At 65.9% G+C, this 17,298-nt stretch carries 15 protein-coding genes; 4 read left to right on the top strand and 11 right to left on the bottom strand.

All coding sequences use genetic code 11. The features are described from left to right. Positions 1–19: 19 nt before the first annotated feature. From K8M09_RS14335 to K8M09_RS14315, 5 genes are read right to left on the bottom strand one after another with little or no spacing between them, the layout of a single operon-like run. A complete protein-coding gene (locus tag K8M09_RS14335) occupies positions 20–1,525 on the bottom strand; it encodes an aldehyde dehydrogenase family protein (RefSeq protein WP_160785143.1) in 1,506 nt (501 codons plus the stop codon). Continuing rightward, on the bottom strand, positions 1,525–2,304 hold the full coding sequence (locus K8M09_RS14330) for an enoyl-CoA hydratase/isomerase family protein (RefSeq protein ID WP_160785144.1): 780 nt from the start codon (positions 2,302–2,304) through the stop codon (positions 1,525–1,527). The genes K8M09_RS14335 and K8M09_RS14330 overlap by 1 nt, the downstream gene beginning before the upstream one ends. Continuing rightward, positions 2,297–3,910 carry an acyl CoA:acetate/3-ketoacid CoA transferase gene (locus tag K8M09_RS14325; protein ID WP_160785145.1) on the bottom strand — a complete coding sequence of 538 codons (1,614 nt, stop codon included), beginning with the start codon at positions 3,908–3,910 and terminating at the stop codon, positions 2,297–2,299. Before K8M09_RS14325 ends, K8M09_RS14330 begins: the two co-directional genes overlap by 8 nt. 6 nt (positions 3,911–3,916) lie before the next feature. Beyond that, positions 3,917–4,918: a Gfo/Idh/MocA family protein gene (locus K8M09_RS14320; RefSeq protein ID WP_160785146.1), complete on the bottom strand. Its 1,002-nt coding sequence runs from the start codon at positions 4,916–4,918 to the stop codon at positions 3,917–3,919. Then, the gene (locus tag K8M09_RS14315; RefSeq protein WP_160785147.1) at positions 4,915–5,955 is read right to left on the bottom strand and encodes a LacI family DNA-binding transcriptional regulator; all 1,041 of its coding nucleotides are present in this window, start codon (positions 5,953–5,955) and stop codon (positions 4,915–4,917) included. The genes K8M09_RS14320 and K8M09_RS14315 overlap by 4 nt, the downstream gene beginning before the upstream one ends. A 196-nt stretch (positions 5,956–6,151) precedes the next feature. Between K8M09_RS14315 and K8M09_RS14310 the strand changes: the two genes are divergently transcribed. Together K8M09_RS14310 and ung are read left to right on the top strand one after the other, a co-directional pair. Beyond that, positions 6,152–7,318 (top strand): dihydrodipicolinate synthase family protein, encoded by a 1,167-nt coding sequence (locus K8M09_RS14310; protein WP_160785148.1) that lies wholly within the window; start codon positions 6,152–6,154, stop codon positions 7,316–7,318. A gap of 80 nt (positions 7,319–7,398) precedes the next feature. Beyond that, the gene (gene ung / locus K8M09_RS14305; protein ID WP_160785149.1) at positions 7,399–8,094 is read left to right on the top strand and encodes a uracil-DNA glycosylase; all 696 of its coding nucleotides are present in this window, start codon (positions 7,399–7,401) and stop codon (positions 8,092–8,094) included. Between the two features lie 151 nt (positions 8,095–8,245). Here the strand turns inward: ung and K8M09_RS14300 are convergent, their stop codons facing one another. The 6 genes from K8M09_RS14300 to K8M09_RS14275 form a co-directional block, all read right to left on the bottom strand. Further along, the gene (locus K8M09_RS14300; RefSeq protein ID WP_160785150.1) at positions 8,246–9,196 is read right to left on the bottom strand and encodes a nucleoside hydrolase; all 951 of its coding nucleotides are present in this window, start codon (positions 9,194–9,196) and stop codon (positions 8,246–8,248) included. Between the two features lie 30 nt (positions 9,197–9,226). Beyond that, positions 9,227–10,462: an NAD(P)/FAD-dependent oxidoreductase gene (locus tag K8M09_RS14295; protein ID WP_160785151.1), complete on the bottom strand. Its 1,236-nt coding sequence runs from the start codon at positions 10,460–10,462 to the stop codon at positions 9,227–9,229. 103 nt (positions 10,463–10,565) lie between these two features. Next, positions 10,566–11,408, bottom strand: a complete 843-nt coding sequence (locus K8M09_RS14290) for a metal ABC transporter permease (protein WP_160785152.1) — start codon at positions 11,406–11,408, stop codon at positions 10,566–10,568. Next, on the bottom strand, positions 11,405–12,277 hold the full coding sequence (locus K8M09_RS14285; protein WP_324256099.1) for a metal ABC transporter permease: 873 nt from the start codon (positions 12,275–12,277) through the stop codon (positions 11,405–11,407). The genes K8M09_RS14290 and K8M09_RS14285 overlap by 4 nt, the downstream gene beginning before the upstream one ends. Next, on the bottom strand, positions 12,274–13,134 hold the full coding sequence (locus K8M09_RS14280) for a manganese/iron ABC transporter ATP-binding protein (protein WP_324256098.1): 861 nt from the start codon (positions 13,132–13,134) through the stop codon (positions 12,274–12,276). Before K8M09_RS14280 ends, K8M09_RS14285 begins: the two co-directional genes overlap by 4 nt. Next, entirely contained in the window at positions 13,131–14,021 is an 891-nt protein-coding gene (locus K8M09_RS14275; protein WP_160785153.1) for a metal ABC transporter substrate-binding protein, read from the bottom strand. The genes K8M09_RS14280 and K8M09_RS14275 overlap by 4 nt, the downstream gene beginning before the upstream one ends. Positions 14,022–14,230: 209 nt before the next feature. Here K8M09_RS14275 and K8M09_RS14270 point away from each other — a divergent pair, with 209 nt between their 5' ends. Both K8M09_RS14270 and glyS read left to right on the top strand, forming a co-directional pair. Beyond that, on the top strand, positions 14,231–14,935 hold the full coding sequence (locus K8M09_RS14270) for a hypothetical protein (protein WP_160785154.1): 705 nt from the start codon (positions 14,231–14,233) through the stop codon (positions 14,933–14,935). A 139-nt stretch (positions 14,936–15,074) separates the two neighbouring features. Further along, a complete protein-coding gene (glyS, locus tag K8M09_RS14265; protein ID WP_160785155.1) occupies positions 15,075–17,294 on the top strand; it encodes a glycine--tRNA ligase subunit beta in 2,220 nt (739 codons plus the stop codon). Positions 17,295–17,298 lie beyond the last annotated feature (4 nt).

Raw genomic sequence — 17,298 nt, 5'->3', positions numbered from 1 at the left:
GTTGTCGGGAAGGGCTTGCTCATCGCGGCATCCACCAGCCGGTGCGCACGCCCATATGCATGTTGAGCGTCTTGGTCTCCGTATAGTCCTCCACGGCATGGCGGCCGAGTTCGCGGCCGAGGCCGGACTGGCGGTAGCCGCCGAAGGGCAGCTCCGACGCGCCGTCCATGAAGGTGTTCATCCAGATCGTGCCGGCGCGCACCTTGCGGCCGATGGACAGGCACGTATCGAAATCGCGGCTCCAGACGCCGGCCGAAAGGCCATAGTCGATGGCGTTGGCGATGCGGATCGCCTCGTCCGTCGTCTCGAAGGTCAGCACGGAGAGGACCGGGCCGAAGACTTCTTCGCGGGCGACCGCCATGTCCGGCTTCACGCCGGAAAGGATCGTCGGGGCCATGAACTGGCCGAGGCCGAGATCGAGCGCCGCCCCGCCGAGCGCGACGGATGCGCCGGCCTTCGCCGCGCCATCGACATAGGAGCCGATCTTTTCGAGATGCTGCGGCGTGATGATCGCGCCGACCTGCGTCGTCGGATCGAGCGGATCGCCGACCTTCACCTTCTTTGCGAGTTCCGCCACGCGCGCGGTCACCTCCGCCGCGATGGATTTGTGCAGGATCAGCCGCGAGCCGGCATTGCAGCATTCGCCGGCGTTGAAATAGGCGCCGAAGACGGCGGCGTCGATGAATTCGTCGAGATTGGCGTCGGGGAAGACGATCTGCGGGTTTTTGCCGCCAAGTTCCAGCGACACCTTCTTCAGCGTCTGGGCGGCATTCGCCATGGTCAGGCGGCCGACGCCGGTGGAGCCGGTGAAGGAGACCATGTCGACATCGGGATGCGTCGTCATCGGCGCGCCGACCTCCGGGCCGGTGCCAGTGACGATGTTGACGACGCCCGCCGGCACGCCGGCCTCGATGAGGATTTCGCCGAGAAGCAGCGTTGAACCGGAGGTCAGTTCCGATGGCTTTACGACCGTCGTGCAGCCGGCGGCGAGCGCGAAGGGTAACTTCTGGCTTACGATCAAGAAAGGGAAGTTCCAGGGCGTGATGATCGAGACGACGCCGATCGCCTCGCGCAGTACGACGCCGAGCGTGCCTTCGCCGAGCGTGTTGTAGCTCTCGCCGTGCAGGTCGCGGGCAAGGGCCGCCGCATAGCGCCAGATATCGGCCGCGCCGCCAAGCTCGCCCTTGGCCTGGCTGATCGGCTTGCCGCTTTCGATGCAGTCGAGGAAGGCAAGCTCGTCGGCCTTCGCGGCGATGAGATCGGCGGCCTTCAGCAGGATGTTGGATCGCTCCGCGCCGGTCATGCGCGGCCACGGGCCGTCATCGAAGGCTTTGCGGGCAGCGGCGATGGCGCGCTCGGCATCGGCCTTCGTGCCGGCCGGATAGCGGCTGACGACGACGCCATGGCCGGGGGCCACGCGTTCGAGCGCGTTGCCGGAACCTTCCGTCCACACGCCATCGATCAGCATGCGGAAATCGCGCACCTTGAAATTGTCGATCGCCTTGGGTTTCACATGCGCGGTCATCACCATTCTCCCTTGAAGTCTGCGGGGCGTTTTCCCGTGAAGGCGGCGACGCCTTCCTTGAGGTCCCCGGTCTTGGCGACGAGGATGGAGCCGAGGGCTTCCACCGCCGCGCCGTTGTCCTCGCCGTTTGCCACGGCAATCATCAGCTTGGAAATCTCCGTCGCCGCCGGTCCGCGCGCCGCGATGCGCGCCGCATAGGCCCTTGCGGCCTCGACCGCCGTGCCCGTTTCCACGACCTGATCGACAATGCCGAGCGTTGCCGCCTCCGCCGCCGTCAGCACCTCGCCGCCGAGCAGCATGCGTCGCACCGCCTGCGCACCAAAACGTTTCACCAGCCGCTGCGTGCCGGACCAGCCGGGCACCATGCCGAGACCGGCTTCCGGCAGGCCGATCTTCACCTGCGTCTCGGCGATGCGGATATCGGCGGCGGCGGCCAGTTCCAGCCCGCCGCCCAGCGCATGGCCGTTGACGGCGGCGACCAGCGGCATGCGCAACGTCGCCAGCCGTTCGAAGACGCGGTGGCCGAAGCGCACCCAGGCATGGCCGAATTCATTGGCTTCCATGCCCGCCCAGGCGCGGATATCGCCGCCGGCGGAAAAGGCCTTGCCCTCGCCGGTGAGGATGGCGACGCGCACGCTGGCATTGGCTTCCACCGTATCGCAGGCGGCGGAAAGCTCCTTCAGCATGTCGATGTCGAAGGCGTTCAGCTTTTCCGGCCGTGCGACGGTGATCGTCGCGACAGGGCCGTCGATGTCGATGCGGATGCGCGGCTCAGCCATGGTTCGCCTCCGCAAGCCGGCGCGGCGCCTTTGCCGGCAGCGTCAGGCCGATGGGCGCATCGGTGAAGAGGCGCGCATCCATCACCTTGAGGTCCGGCGAGACGATCAGGGGGAACTCCGACTGGTCGAGGATATGCGCCTGAAGATCGACGCCCGGCGCGATCTCGGTGAGCAGGATGCCTTCGGGCGTCAGCTTCATCACGCAGCGTTCGGTGACATACGTGATGTCCTGTCCCTGCGCCACACCGCGCGGGCCGGAGAAGGTGACGTGCTCGACCTCGTTGACCAGCTTCTTCAGCTTTCCTTCCTTCTCGATGACGAGCTTGCCATCCGCAATAGTGAGCTTCGCGCCGGCATTGAACATGCCGGAGAAGACGACCTTCTTCGCCCGTGCCGTGATATCGACGAAGCCGCCGCAGCCGGCCGTCACATGCGGGCGGAAGGAGAGTTTGGAGACATTCACCGAACCGTCCCTGCCGATTTCCAGGAAGGAGAGCAGCGAGGCATCGAAGCCCGCGCCCTGGAAATAGGTGAACTGGTAGGGCGAGGGCATGAAGGCGTCGGCATTGGAGGCGCAGCCGAAGGCGAAGTCGAGCAGCGGCACGCCGCCGACGGCACCCTGTTCGATCACCCAGGTGACGGCCCCGTGCAGGCCCTCTTCCATGAGGATGCGCGGCACGTTGGCGGAGATGCCGAAACCGAGATTGACGGCGCTGCCGGTCTCGAGCTCCTCGGCCACCCGGCGGGCGATGACCTTCTGGATGTTGAATTCCGGCACGCGGAAGCTGTCGAGCGGGCGGAAGATTTCGCCGGAAATGGCGGGATCGTAGAGCGTCTGCGTCGTCTGCTTCTGTTCCGGATCGACGACGACGTAGTCGACCAGCACGCCCGGTACGCGCACGTCATGCGGCTTCAGCGAGCCTTCCTTGGCGAGGCGCTTGACCTGCGCGATGACGATACCGCCATTGTTGCGCGCGGCGAGTGCCTGGTCGAGGCCACCGAGATAGGCCCCCTCATGTTCATAGGTCAGGTTGCCGCGCTCGTCCGCCGTGGTGGCGCGGATGATGGCGACCTGCGGCGCGATGGCCTTGAAATACAGCCATTCCTCGCCGGCGAAGGTGATCTTCTCGACGATCGGTTCCGCCCCGGCCTTGTCGTTCATGGCGCAGCCCTGCCGGGTGGGGTCCACGAATGTATCCAGCCCGACCTTGGTGATGACGCCGGGGCGCTTGGCGGCGGCCTCGCGGTGCATGTCGAAGAGGATGCCGGAGGGGATGTTGTAGGCCGGGATTTCGTTGCCGGTGATCATCTGCCAGATCAGCGGTGGCTCGGAGGAGGAGGGGCCGGATGGATAGGAACCGGCCAGTACCTTGGCGAGCAGTCCCTGCTTGGCGATGTAGTCGATGCCCTTGATACCGCTCATGTCGCCGGCGGCGATGGGGTGCAGCGTCGTGATGTTCCGCGGGTGGCCGGTCTCGTCGAAGCGCTCGCCGATGGCCTTCAGCGTCAGGTCCGGGCAGCCGAGGCCGGAGGAGGAGGAGACTGAGACGACGGCCCCGTCGGGTATGAGGTCTGCGGCCTGGCGCGGGGTGATATGCTTGCTCATGATGCTTCAGAATCCGGTTTCGATGCGGACGGTCTTGCCCGTGCGGGCCGCCTCGACGACGGCAAGGCCGGTCGCCAGCGACCAGACGCCGTCCTCGCCCGTGGCGGAGGGCTGCCCCTTGCCGGCGAGGGCGGCGTGGAAGGCGGAAAGGGCGGTCTCATAGAGATTTTGGTGGTCGAGCGGCAGGTCGTGTTCGCCCTGCGCATCGCGGAGCGTCACGGTGCCGGTGGCGCGCTGCGTCATCACGTTGCGGCCGATCAGCGAGCCGTCCGTGCCGTGCACCTCTAGGCCCGTTTCGGCGAATTTCGTGGTGAAGCCGTCGTGGAACTGGGCGATGACGCCGTTTTCGAAGCGCAGCACGCCCATCGCGGCATCCTCAAGCCCGGCCTGGCCCATGCCGCCGGCCTGCGCGAAGGCGATGGCCTCCACCGGGTCGCTGTCGAGCACGAAGCGCAGCGTATCGGCATCGTGCACGGTGATGTCGAGGATCACGCCGCCGCCGGCTTCCGGCTTGTCGAGCCGCCAGCCCTGCAGATGCGGCGGGAGATAGACGGCGTGGAAGACGCGGGCGGCAAGCGGCGTGCCGATGCGGCCGGCCTTGATGGCCTCGCGCATCGCCCGATGCGTGGCGGCATTGCGCAGGTGATGATTGGTCGCCATGACGACGCCGGCATCCTTGGCGGCCTTCACCATGGCCCGCGCATCGCCGAGCGCCATGGCGAGCGGCTTTTCGCAGAGGATATGCTTGCCGGCCCTGGCGGCGGCGAGCGTCTGGTCGCGGTGCAGCTCGTTGGTGGTGGAGATGTAGACGGCGTCGATCTCGGGGTCGTTCACCAGCGCATCCAGCGTCGTCACCGACTTGGCGATGCCCTGCTCGGCCGCATAGGCCTTGCCGCGCTCGGCGCTGGTGCTCATGACGGAGACGACTTCGCCGCCCGTCGCGCGGATCGCGCCGATCACCCATTCCTTCGCGATCGTGCTCGCCCCGATCAGTCCCCACCGTGTCATGCCGACATCCTCTTCGTCTTCTGGCCGGCGCCGCAGCTCTGGCGCACGACGAGGCGCACGGAGCTGACGATGGCTTCGGGTTCCACCCGGCCGGCATTGATCTGTTTCAGGAGAAGCTGCGCCGCCCGCCGGCCCATGCCCTGCGGATCGACGGAAACGGTCGTCAGCGCGGGTACGGCGGTCTCGGCCTCGATCACGTCGTCGAAGCCGACCACGCCGAAATCGCGGCCCGGTTCCTTGCCGCCGGCACGCAGGCCGTCGCAGACGCCGAAGGCGGCCGCATCGTTGAAGCAGAGGGCGGCGGTCGGCTGGCCGGGCAAGAGCAGCGCGCGCTCGATGGCCGCAACGCCCCCGGCGCGCGAGGCCGTCGTGCCGATGACCAGTGCATCCGGCGCATCGAGGCCGGCTTCGGCCAGCGCATCGCGCCAGCCTTCGACACGCTCGGCAAAGACGGTCGTGTTGGGAATGCCGCCGAGGAAGGCGATGCGGCGGTGGCCGAGCGAGATGAGGTGCCGCACGGCATCCTTCGCGCCGGCATAATTGTCGGAAAAGAGCGAGGAGACCTTCGCGCCCACCACATTGCGCACCACGGCGACGACGGGAATGCCGCTGGCGGTAAGCTGCTTCAGGTCCGCCGCTTCCGTGCCCCGGGCGGGCGAGAGGATGAGACCGGCAATGCCGTGCTCGCGCATGGAGGCGATGACCTCGCGCTGGCGGTCGACGCTTTCGCCGGAATTCGACAGGAACTGCACATAACCGGCCGACTGCATGACCATGTCCATGCCGACGGCCAGCTCCGCGAAGAAGGAGTTGGTGAGGTCGTTGACGATGATGCCGATGATCCGGGAGGAGGCGGACTGGCGCAGGTTCGCCGCGCCGCGATTGTAGACATAGCCAAGCTCGCGGATGACCGCGTTCACCTTGGCCCGCGTCGCCTCGTTGACGAGGGGGCTGGCCTGCAGGACGAGCGAGACGGTCGACTTCGACACGCCGGCGGCGCGCGCAATATCGACGACGGTCACCCGGCCCTTGTTCACGATCATCCTCCCTTTGCGGGGTGTCGGTCCCGCTTGTTGAGATGCAGTAAATTGGATCGTTCCAAATTTGTCAAGCTTGTTCTGGACACACCATTTCCGGGGAATTGCGCGCTATTAAGCGGATGTGCTCGCGAGATTCATGCTTGAAATTTGGAACGATCTAAATTATTTCCCTTCAAAACCTCGGGAGGATTTCATGCCGATCAGCCTTTCCCTGCCGCGTGCCGATGGCGGTCTCGAAGCCTATTCCCTTCTTGGCATGCCGACCGAGCGCCCTGCCGCTGTCCCGCATTTCAACCGCATCGCCTATGCCGCCGCCCACGTGGTTTCCGATCCGCGTCGCGATACGCGGCCATGGGAAGCGCCGGCGGTCGACTGGGAGCGCACCATGGCCTTCCGCCATCATCTCTGGTCGCTCGGCTTTCGCATCGCCGAGGCGATGGACACGGCCCAGCGCGGCATGGGTCTCGACTGGGCCGGCGCGCAGGAATTGATCCGCCGCTCGCTTGCCGAGGCGAAGACGGTGCCGGGTGCGGGCCTTGCCTGCGGCGCGGGCACGGACCATCTCAACCCTGCCGACGCCCGTTCGCTGGACGATGTCGTCAAGGCCTACGAGGAGCAGGTCGGCTTCGTGGAAAAACACGGCGGCCGGGCGATCATGATGGCGAGCCGCGCGCTTGCCCGTATCGCGCAGTCGCCGGACGATTACCGCAAGGTCTATGGCCGCATTCTCGGTCAGGCGAAGGACAAGGTCGTGCTGCACTGGCTCGGCGACATGTTCGATCCGCAGCTCAGGGGCTACTGGGGTTCGGAAAGCTTCGAGCCGGCGCTCGATGCGGTTCTGTCGATCATCGCGGAGAACCGCGACAAGGTGGAAGGCATTAAGATTTCCCTGCTCGACAACGCTTGTGAGGTAGCGCTGCGCGACCGCCTGCCGGAGGGCGTGCTCTGCTTTACGGGCGACGATTTCAACTATGCCGAACTGATCGAGGGCGACGGGCGGAAATACAGCCACGCGCTGCTCGGCATTTTCGATGCGGTCGCGCCGCAGGCCTCGAAGGCGCTGGCGTCGCTGGCGGCGGGCGATGTCGCCACCTTCCGCGCCGTCATCGAGCCGACCGTGCCGCTCTCGCGAAAGATTTTCGAGGCACCGACGCAATATTACAAGGCGGGCGTCGTCTTCCTTGCCTGGCTGAACGGCCATCAGGATCATTTCACCATGCCGGCCGGCATGCAGTCGGCGCGCGGCGTCGTGCATTATGCCGATGTCTTCCGCCTCGCCGACCGTGCGAATGTGCTCGACAGGCCGGAACTTGCCGCCGCGCGCATGAAAAGCCTGATGACGGTGCTGGGCGTCGCCTGAGATTAGCTGTGGATGACCGGCGGTTTGCCCGGTCCTTGCCGTCGCACGGCGCTAAACTCTCCTTCGTCAAGGAGAGAGCGATGGCAGCGACGGATATCAAGATCGGCGAGAGCTGGAAGGCCCCGCTCGCGGCGGAATTCACCAGCCCCTACATGGCCGAGCTGAAGAGCTTCCTTCTGGAGCAGAAGCAGGAGGGGCGGCGCATTTTCCCGAAGGGGGCGGAATATTTTCGCGCGCTGGACCTGACGCCGCTCGACGAGGTGCGCGTCGTCATTCTCGGGCAGGATCCCTATCACGGCGAGGGGCAGGCGCATGGCCTGTGCTTTTCCGTGCAGCCGGGTGTGCGCACGCCGCCCTCGCTCGTCAATATCTACAAGGAAATGCAGTCTGACCTTGGCATTGCGCCGGCCCGCCACGGCTTTCTCGAACATTGGGCGCGGCAGGGCGTGCTGCTGCTCAACAGCGTGCTGACGGTGGAGATGGGCCGTGCGGCCTCCCATCAGGGCCGGGGCTGGGAGCGGTTCACGGATGCGGTCATCCGCGCCGTCAACGAGCAGGAAAAGCCCGTCGTCTTCATCCTCTGGGGTTCCTATGCGCAGAAGAAGGCGGCCTTCGTCGACAAGAGCCGCCATCTCGTGCTGCGTTCGCCGCATCCCTCGCCGCTTTCGGCGCATAACGGCTTCTTCGGCACGCGGCCGTTCTCCAAGGCGAACGAATTCCTTGAAAAGCACGGCCGCACGCCGATCGACTGGCAACTGCCGGCAACGGTGGAGTAAGGAGGAAACGGCCCCTCATCCCCCTGCCGGGACCTTCTCCCCGCAAGCGGGGAGACGGAGGAAAACAGCGCGCCCATCGCTCCTCGCCCCGCTTGCGGGGAGAGGATGCCGGCAGGCAGGTGAGGGGCTTGGTTGGCCGGTGCCGCTCCCGTTACCGCACCAGCGTCTCATCCAGCAGCGCCATAACCTTTTCCGCATCGATGCCGATGCAGGCGTGCTGGCTCGGCAGGCCGTCCCAGTTGCCGGGCGGGAAGCTGCGGGCGTCGGGTTTCTGGATGGTCTGGCCATCGGCGATGCCGCCGGCGACCACGCGGATCGCGCCGGGGCGCGTGGTGAAGAGGTCCGGCGCGACGAGATAGATGCAGGCGCAGCTATCGTGCACGACCATGCCCTCGTCCTTCACGTGCTGGCCGTAGAAGTCGATATAGAACTGCGAGATGTCGGAGAGCAGCTTGAGGTGCTTGCCGTTCTTCGTGGTGAGTTCGGCGAGGCGCTTGCGCGTCATCACCGTCTTCATCGTCACGTCGAGGCCGACGACGACCACCTTCCAGGCCGCGCCCATCACCACATCGGCGGCTTCCGGGTCGCCGTGGATATTGGCCTCGGCGGCGGGCGTGATGTTGCCGGGCACGTCGAAGGCGCCGCCCATGATGATGACCTGTTTGACGAGGCCGGCGATCTCCGGGTCTTCCTTCAGCGCATAGGCGAGGTTGGACATGCGGCCGACGGCGATCAGCGTCACCTCGCCCGGATTGGCGCGCACGGTCTCGATGATGAAGCGGTGCGCCGGGCGCGGATCGACGGGCAGGTCGATCGTCTCGGGCACGTCGATATTGCCGAGGCCGTCATGGCCGTGGATCATCACAGGCCAGTCGGTGGGGTTGCGCATCGGGTTGTAGGTCTTGCCCTCGCCGCGGGCGACCGGCGCGCCGATGCCCCATTCGCGCTTCAGGAACAGCGCGTTGCGTGTCGTCGTCTCGATGGCGGCATTGCCGAAGACGGTGGTGATGCCGATGAGGTCGATTTCGGGATGATTGTGCAGGAAGAGAAGCGCCATGGCGTCGTCGACGCCGGGGTCCGTATCGAAAATGACCTTGTGCACGGTGGGTTCTTTCTATGTCGTTTGGGGTGCTTACTGGAAGCGGGCGATGGAGAAGGGGGCGAGCGCGGCATCGCTCTCGCCGGAAAGAAGGCGCGCGACATGGCGGCCGGTTGTTGCCGAAAGCGTCAGGCCGACATGGCCGTGGCCGAAGGCGAAGGCAATGCGCGGGTCGCGCGGATGCAGGCTGATGACGGGGAGCGAGTCGGGTGTCGAAGGACGCCGACCCATCCATTCCGTGCCGCCTTCTTCCTGGAGATCGGGCACGTAGCGGCGCATCCTCTTCCGCATGGCGGCGGCGCGCTTGTAGTTCGCGGGGGCGTCCGGCGAGGCAAGCTCCACCGCGCCGCCGATGCGCAGGGCATTTTCGAAGGGTGTCGCGACGAAGCCGTGTTCGGAAAAGAAGACCGGCATTTCCAGCGTGGTCGAGGGGTTCATGAAGGTCGTGTTGTAGCCACGCTCGGTCTCCAGCAGAACCTTCAGGCCGAGATCGGCGACGAAGCGGCGCGACCAGACGCCGGCCGCGATGACCAGCCTGTCGAAGGTGAATTCCCGGCCGCCCTCGGTGCGCACGACGACGCCGTCCTGCGCTTGCGCCACCGAGGAGACGGTGGCGTCGACCAGCGTCGCGCGCTCGCGTAGCGAAGCCTGCAGCCGGCGCAGGAAGGTTAGCGGATAGTCGAAGGTCTTGTGGCCGTCGTTGAAGACGGCGCCGGCGAAAGCGCCTTGCAGGGCGGGCACGCGGCGGCGGGCTTCCTCCACATCCAGTTTCTCGACATTGCAGCCGATCAGCTTCGCGTTTTCGGTTTCGTGGGCGAAGGTTTTGTCGCGGGCGGCGACGCTGTCGAAGACGGTCAGCGCGCCGGTGTCGCGGATATGGCCGGAAATGCCGGCGAAATTGCCGAGGCGGATATGGTCGGCCTCGGCCGTCTTCATCAGTGTCAGCAGCGCGTCGCGGCCGGCCGCCGCCGTGCCGGGGCGGGCGGAGCGCAGGAAGCGGATGAGCCAGGGCGTCAGCGCCGGCAGGTCCTGCCAGCGCAGCGTCAGCGGGCCGAGTGGATCGAGCAGCCATTTCGGCATGGAAAGCAGCATGTCCGCGCGGGCCAGCGGGTCGATCTCGGGCACGGCGAGGATGCCCGCATTGCCGACCGAGGCCGGCAGGCCGCCCGCATCCCGCTCGAGGATGGTGACGCTGTGGCCCTGTTCCATGAGATTGAGCGCTGTGGCGCAGCCCATGAGGCCACCGCCGACGATACCGATATGCGCCATGCCGTCCCGTGCCGTTTTCGTTCGTTTGGGCCGAAGCAGGCCGGCCGTTTGCGCCGGACGATAGACGGAAACCGGACCCGTGTCGACCGAACGGCGGCGGCGTTCACATCTGCGGCGCGGGGCGGCGATTTTCCAGCATGCGCCGGAGGAAGGCGAAGACGAAGAGCGCGGACATGAGCAGCACGATGGTCGGCGCGGGGGCGCTGTCGAGGATGAAGCTCAGCCAGATGCCGAAGAAGGATGCGCCGACGGCGACGGCGACCGCAACCATCAGCATGCTCGGAAACCGCCGGGTGAGAAGGGCGGCAATCGCGCCGGGCGCGACCAGCATGGCGACGGCGAGGATGATGCCGACCGCCTTCAGCGCGCCGACCACGACAAGCGAGAGCACGGCCAGCAGCCCGTAGTGCAGCAACCGTACCGGCAGGCCGATGGCCGAGGCGTGCTGCCGGTCGAAGGCCTGCACCAGCAGGTCCTTGCGGAAGATGAGGATGAAGGCCGTCGCGGCGCTGGCGATGGCCGCCGTCTCCACGAGGTCGGAGGCCGCGATGCCGAGCATGTCGCCGAAGAAGATATGGTCGAGATGGATATCCGGCTGGATCTTCACATAAAGCACGAGGCCGAGCGCGAACATGCCGGAAAAGACGATGCCGAGGATGGTGTCCTCCTTCACCCGGCTGTTGTCCTTGAGATAGCCGGCGGCAAGGGCGCAGAAGAGGCCCGCGACGAAGGCTCCGGCCGCAAAGGGCAGGCCGACGACATAGGCGATGACGACGCCGGGCAGCACCGCATGCGAGACCGCGTCGCCCATTAGCGACCAGCCCTTCAGCACGAGGTAGCAGGAGAGCAGCGCCATGGGCACCGCGATCATCAGCGTCACCAGGAAGGCGTTCTGCATGAAGGCGAGCTGGAAGGGCAGGAGCGCGAGTTCGAGCGTTTCGTTCATGGCTGGACGCCTCCCGGGGTTTCAAGCGCCAGCCGGCTCCTGCGGCGGGCGGCGATGAGGCCGTGCTTGGGGGCGAAGAGGAAGGCGAGGAGGAAGATCGCCGTCTGCAGCACGACAATGATGCCGCCGGTCGCCCCGTCGAGGAAATAGGAAAGGTAGGCCCCGACGATGCTGGTGCCCGCGCCGAGCGCGGCGGCGATGACGATGAGGCGCTGGAAGCGGTCGGTGAGCAGATAGGCGGTCGCGCCGGGCGTCACCACCATGGCGATGACGAGGAAGGCCCCGACCGTCTGCATGGCCGCGACCGTGGAAGCGCTGAGCAGGGTGAAGAACAGGATTTTCAGGCCCGTCGGGTTGAGGCCGATGGAGCGGGCGTGGTTCTCGTCGAAGAAGGCGACCATCAGGTCCTTCCATTTGAACAGGAGGACGACGAGCGTCACCGCGCCGATGATGGCGAGCTGGATCGTGTCCTCCGGCGTCACGGCGAGGATATTGCCGAGCACGATGGTCTGGATGTTCACCGGCGTCGGCGAGAGCGACACCATGAAGAGGCCGAGGCCGAAGAAGGAGGAGAAGATCATGCCGATGATCGCGTCCTCCTTGAGTTGCGTCTGCCGGTTGAGGAAGAGCATGGCGGCGGCGGCAAGCCCGCCGGACAGGAAGGCGCCCGCCGCGAAGGGCAGGCCCAGCATATAGGCCCCGGCGACGCCGGGCACGATGGAATGCGAGAGCGCGTCGCCGATCAGCGACCAGCCCTTGAGCATAAGATAGGCCGAAAGGAAGCCGCAGATGCAGCCGACCAGCGCGCTTACCCACATGGCATTGACCATGTAGCCGTAGCCGAAGGGTTCCAGCAGCGTGTCGATCACCGCTTCTCCTCCTCGCCATAGATGACGAAGGGGCGCTCGTCGTCGGTGATGACCTTGACGGTGCGCCTGTCCTCGTCGTCGTGCAGGTCGTGGCCGCCGAGGATGAAGTGGCGCAGCACGCCGCCGAAGGCGCGTTCCAGATTGGCCTCGGTGAAGGTCTCGGCCGTCGGGCCGGAGGCGATGACGGTGCCCTTGACGAAGACCGTGCGGTCGCAGAAATCCGGCACGCTGCCGAGATTGTGGGTGGAGACGAGCATGACGCGGCCTTCGTCGCGCAGCTTGCCGAGCAGGTCGATGATCTGTTCCTCGGTGGTCACGTCGACGCCGGTGAAGGGTTCGTCGAGCAGGATCACCTGGCCTTCCTGCGCCAGCGCCCGGGCGAGGAAGACGCGCTTCCTCTGCCCGCCGGAAAGCTCGCCGATCTGGCGCTTGCGGTAAGCGGTCATGTTGACCCGCGCCAGCGCTTCCTCGACCATCTCGTGGTCGCGCTTCGTCGGTATGCGCAGCCAGTTCATGTGGCCGTAGCGGCCCATCATCACCACGTCCTCGACGAGCACGGGGAAGGTCCAGTCCACCTCTTCGGCCTGCGGCACATAGGCGACGAGGTTCTGCTTCAGCGCCTCGCGCACGGAAAGACCGAGGATCGTCACCTTGCCGGCAGCGACGGGCACGAAGCCCATGATCGCCTTGAAGAGCGTGGACTTGCCCGCGCCGTTGACGCCGACCAGCGCGGTGATCGTGCCCCGCGGCACGGAGAAGCTGGCATGGGTCAGCGCCGTGTGGCCGTTGCGATAGGTGACGGTCACGTCTTCCGCGACGATGCCGTCCACCTTCTTCGGTTTGCCGCCCATCATCATTGCGAGAGGCCCTTCACGATGGTCTCCGAGGTCACGCGCAGGAGGTCGAGATAGGTCGGCACAGGGCCGTCCGCCTCGCTCAGCGAGTCGACATAGAGAATGCCGCCATAGGTCGCGCCGGTTTCGGCGGCGACCTGCTTTGCGGGATCGGCGGAAACGGTGCTTTCGCTGAAGACGACATGGATATTGTGCTCGCGCACGGCGTCGATCACCGCCTTGACCTGCTTGGGCGTGCCCTGCTGGTCGGCATTGATCGGCCAGAGGAAGAGTTCCTTCAGGCCGAAATCGCGGGCGAGATAGGAAAACGCGCCTTCGCTGGTGACGAGCCAGCGCTTTTCCTCCGGCAGCGCGCCGATCTTCGCCTTCATTTCCTCGCCGAGCGCCTTGATCTTCTCGCCATAGGCTTTCGCATTGGCGTCGTAGGTCGCGGCATTGGCCGGATCGAGCGCGCCGAGTGCCTTGCGGATGTTCTCGACATAGATCAGCGCATTGTCCGGCGACATCCAGGCATGCGGGTTCGGCTTGCCCTGATAGGGGCCTTCCACGATGCTCATCGGTTCGATCCCGTCGCTGACGGTGACGTGCGGCACGTCGCCGAGATTGGCGAGGAATTTCTGGAACCAGAGTTCGAGATTGAGGCCGTTCCACAGAACCAGCTTTGCGTCCTGCGCCTTGAGAATATCGCGCGGCGTCGGCTGGTAATTGTGAATCTCCGCGCCCGGCTTGGTGATGGATTCCACCGTGGCCGCATCGCCCGCCACATTCGCCGCGATGTCCGCGATAATGGTGAAGGTCGTCACCACCTTCGGCTTTTCCTGCGAGAAAGCGGGCGCGGCGGCAAGAAGCGGCAGGCTGAGAAGAAGGGCATTGAATGAGCGGCGGAGCATCGGTTGTCCTGAGCTGCTTTTGCGAATGAGTTGCAATAAACTATAGAGCGGTTTCCGGGCCTGTCAACGCAATTGCAAATCATTCGCAACAGTGCCCCGAAATTGCACGCATCGCTTAAAACTTCAGAAACGCCCTCGTTGTAGGGTGGGTGCAGTTCGCGCGCTCTCGGCGCGTTCGTGTTCTGCGTTCAAAGAGAAGTTCGTCGCCCGTGAAGTTCCTTCCGACCTCGTTCCGCCTGTCCCGGAAGCTGCTGATCATCCTTGCCGGTGTCACCGTGCTGACGGGCGCGTCGGGCGCGGCCGCGATCTTCGTCGGACGCGATGCGCTGCTCGGCCCGCCGGCCGAGGAGGTATCGGGCGTCGCCTGCACCATCGTCTCCACCGTCCGCGTCGATCGCGACGGCCAGCAATGGCTGCGCCGCTATGTGCGTTCCGACGCCAAGGACGGCGACGTGCGCATCAAGACGGCGCTGCGTGTCGCCGGCGCCGTCTCCAACAGCGAGGAGGCGGATCTCTATCAGGTCGTCCTGCTCGACGCCGCCGGCCCCACCTACCGCGCGGACATGCGCGGCCGCGCCATCGGCGCCGAAGTGCTCTTCTCGCGCGATCCCTCGGCCATTCCCGGCATGACCGCGCCCTTCGTCGCCCGCTATACGGACGGCACGCCCGCCGCGAACGGCGAGTTCTACGGCGAGCGCAAGGAACTCTCCCTCGACGAGATCAAGACCATCGTCACCGCGATGAAGGAGCGGGAGGATTGCGTCGATCCGAACGCAGTCGCGGAAGCGGGCGAGGGTGGCGGTCATGGTGAGGCGAAGAAGGAAGCGGGCGGCCACGAGGCCCCGGCCGAAGGCGAGCACGCGAGCGCTGAAGCTGCCGAAGGCTCCCACGAAGTCGCCGCCAGCGAGCACTGACGGCGTTTCCATGGGCCGCGCGGCACATTTGCCGTTGTACAGCACCGCCCAACTTTGCTAGCAGAAGCACACGATTTCCACCCCGAAACGGCACGGTGTGCCGCCCCTTTCCGCATGGAGAGGGTGAGGAAGAACTGACATGCCCGATCTTCTGCTTGAACTCCGCTCCGAGGAAATTCCCGCCCGCATGCAGCGCAAGGCGGCCGGCGACCTGAAGAAGCTCGTCACCGACGCGCTCGTCGATGCCGGCCTCACCTATGAGGGCGCGCGCGAATACTGGACGCCCCGCCGCCTGACGCTCGATATCCGCGGCCTCAACGCCCGTTCGAGCGATGTCCGCGAGGAGATCAAGGGCCCGGCGACCTCCGCCCCCGAACAGGCGATCCAGGGCTTCCTGCGCAAGGCGGGCCTTGCCTCGATTTCCGAGGCCCATGTCCATTCGGACCCGAAGAAGGGCGATTTCTATGTCACCCATATCGTCAAGCCCGGCCGTGCGGCGGACGAGATCATCGCCGAGGTGATGCCCGGCATCATCCGCAATTTCCCCTGGCCGAAGTCGATGCGGTCCGGCGCTGCCTCCGCAAAGCCCGGCGCGATGCGCTGGGTGCGCCCGCTGCAATCCATCGTCTGCACCTTCGGCTCGGAGACGGAAGAGACGCGCGTCGTGCCCTTCGAGGTCGACGGGCTCGTTGCCGGCAATGTCACCTACGGCCACCGCTTCCATGCGCCGGACGCCATCACCGTGCGCCGCTTCGAGGACTATGTTTCCAGTCTGGAAAAGGCGAAGGTCGTGCTCGATGCCGAGCGCCGCAAGCAGATCATCGCGACGGACGCCAACAATATCGCCTTTGCGAGCGGTCTCGAACTGGTCGAGGACGAGGGCCTTCTGGAAGAGGTCTGCGGCCTCGTCGAGTGGCCGCAGGTTCTGATGGGCACGTTCGACGAGGAGTTCCTGGCGATCCCCTCGGAAATCATCCGCCTCACCATCAAGACCAACCAGAAATGCTTCGTCACCCGCAAGCCGGGCGCCGATACGCTTTCCAACCACTTCATCCTCATCTCGAACATCGAGGCGAAGGACGGCGGCAAGGAGATCGTGCATGGCAACGGCAAGGTGGTGCGCGCGCGCCTTTCGGACGCCAAGCATTTCTGGCTGCGCGACCAGCACGACCTGCCCGACCTCGATACGCTGAAGACCTCGGCCGCAAAATTCGGCCTTGATCTCAAGAAGCCGCTCGACCAGCGCATGGCCAAGCTCGACGCGCTGAACGTCACGTTCCATGCCAAGCTCGGCACGCAGGGTGAACGCGTTGCGCGCATCCGCAAACTCGCTGCCGAACTCGCGAAGGTCACGGGCGCCGATGCGGCTCTCGTCGATCGCGCGGTGGTGCTGGCGAAGGCGGACCTGCGCACGGAAGCCGTTGGCGAATTCCCGGAACTGCAGGGCATCATGGGCCGTAAATATGCGCTGCTGCAGGGCGAGGACGCCGCCGTCGCAGAAGCCATCGAAGACCATTACAAGCCGCAGGGTCCGTCCGACCGTGTGCCCTCCGACAAGGTAGGCCTCACCGTGGCGCTCGCCGACAAGCTCGATACGCTGATCGGCTTCTGGGCCATCGACGAGAAGCCGACCGGCTCGAAGGACCCCTATGCGCTGCGCCGTGCCGCGCTTGGCATCGTTCGCATGTTGCTGGAGGGCGGGCTGCGCCTTCCGCTCGGCCTTGCCTTCTCTTCCTGGGCGGATGCGCAGGCGCAGGATGGCGGGGTGCTGATCTCCAGGCGTTATGGCGGTGGCACGCAGAGCAGCGTCCTGGAGCGCCGAGCCTATGACGACAAATGCGCGGACCTGCTCGCCTTCTTCCATGATCGCGTGAAGGTTTATCTCCGCGACATGGGCGCACGCCACGACCTCATCGACGCCGTGCTGACGCCGGAGGCCGACGATCTCTTGACGGTCGCCCGCCGCGTCGAGGCGCTGACGGCCTTCATCACCTCGGAAGACGGCCTGAACCTTCTCGCCGGCACCAAGCGTGCGACGCAGCTTCTGGCCGCCGAGGAAAAGAAGGGCACCGTCGTCGGGAACGCCGTCTCGGCGGACCTCCTGAAGCTGGACGCCGAAAAGGCGCTTCACGCCGCCGTCGTGACAGCCTCGAAGGACGCGGCCGCCGCCGTTGCGAAGGAAGACTTCCGCTCCGCCATGGAGGCGCTCTCCACGCTCCGCGCCCCGGTCGACCAGTTCTTCACCGACGTCCTCGTCAACGACGAGGACCCGGCCATCCGCGCCAACCGCCTTGCCCTGCTCTCCGCCATCCGCGCGGCGACCGGCACGGTTGCGGATTTCTCCAAGATCACGGGGTAAGGGA

The sequence above is a fragment of the Shinella zoogloeoides genome (genome assembly GCF_020883495.1).
Classification (GTDB): domain Bacteria; phylum Pseudomonadota; class Alphaproteobacteria; order Rhizobiales; family Rhizobiaceae; genus Shinella; species Shinella zoogloeoides.
The sequence above is the reverse complement of the archived record's forward strand: the minus strand, read 5'-3'. Positions and strand labels throughout refer to the sequence as shown.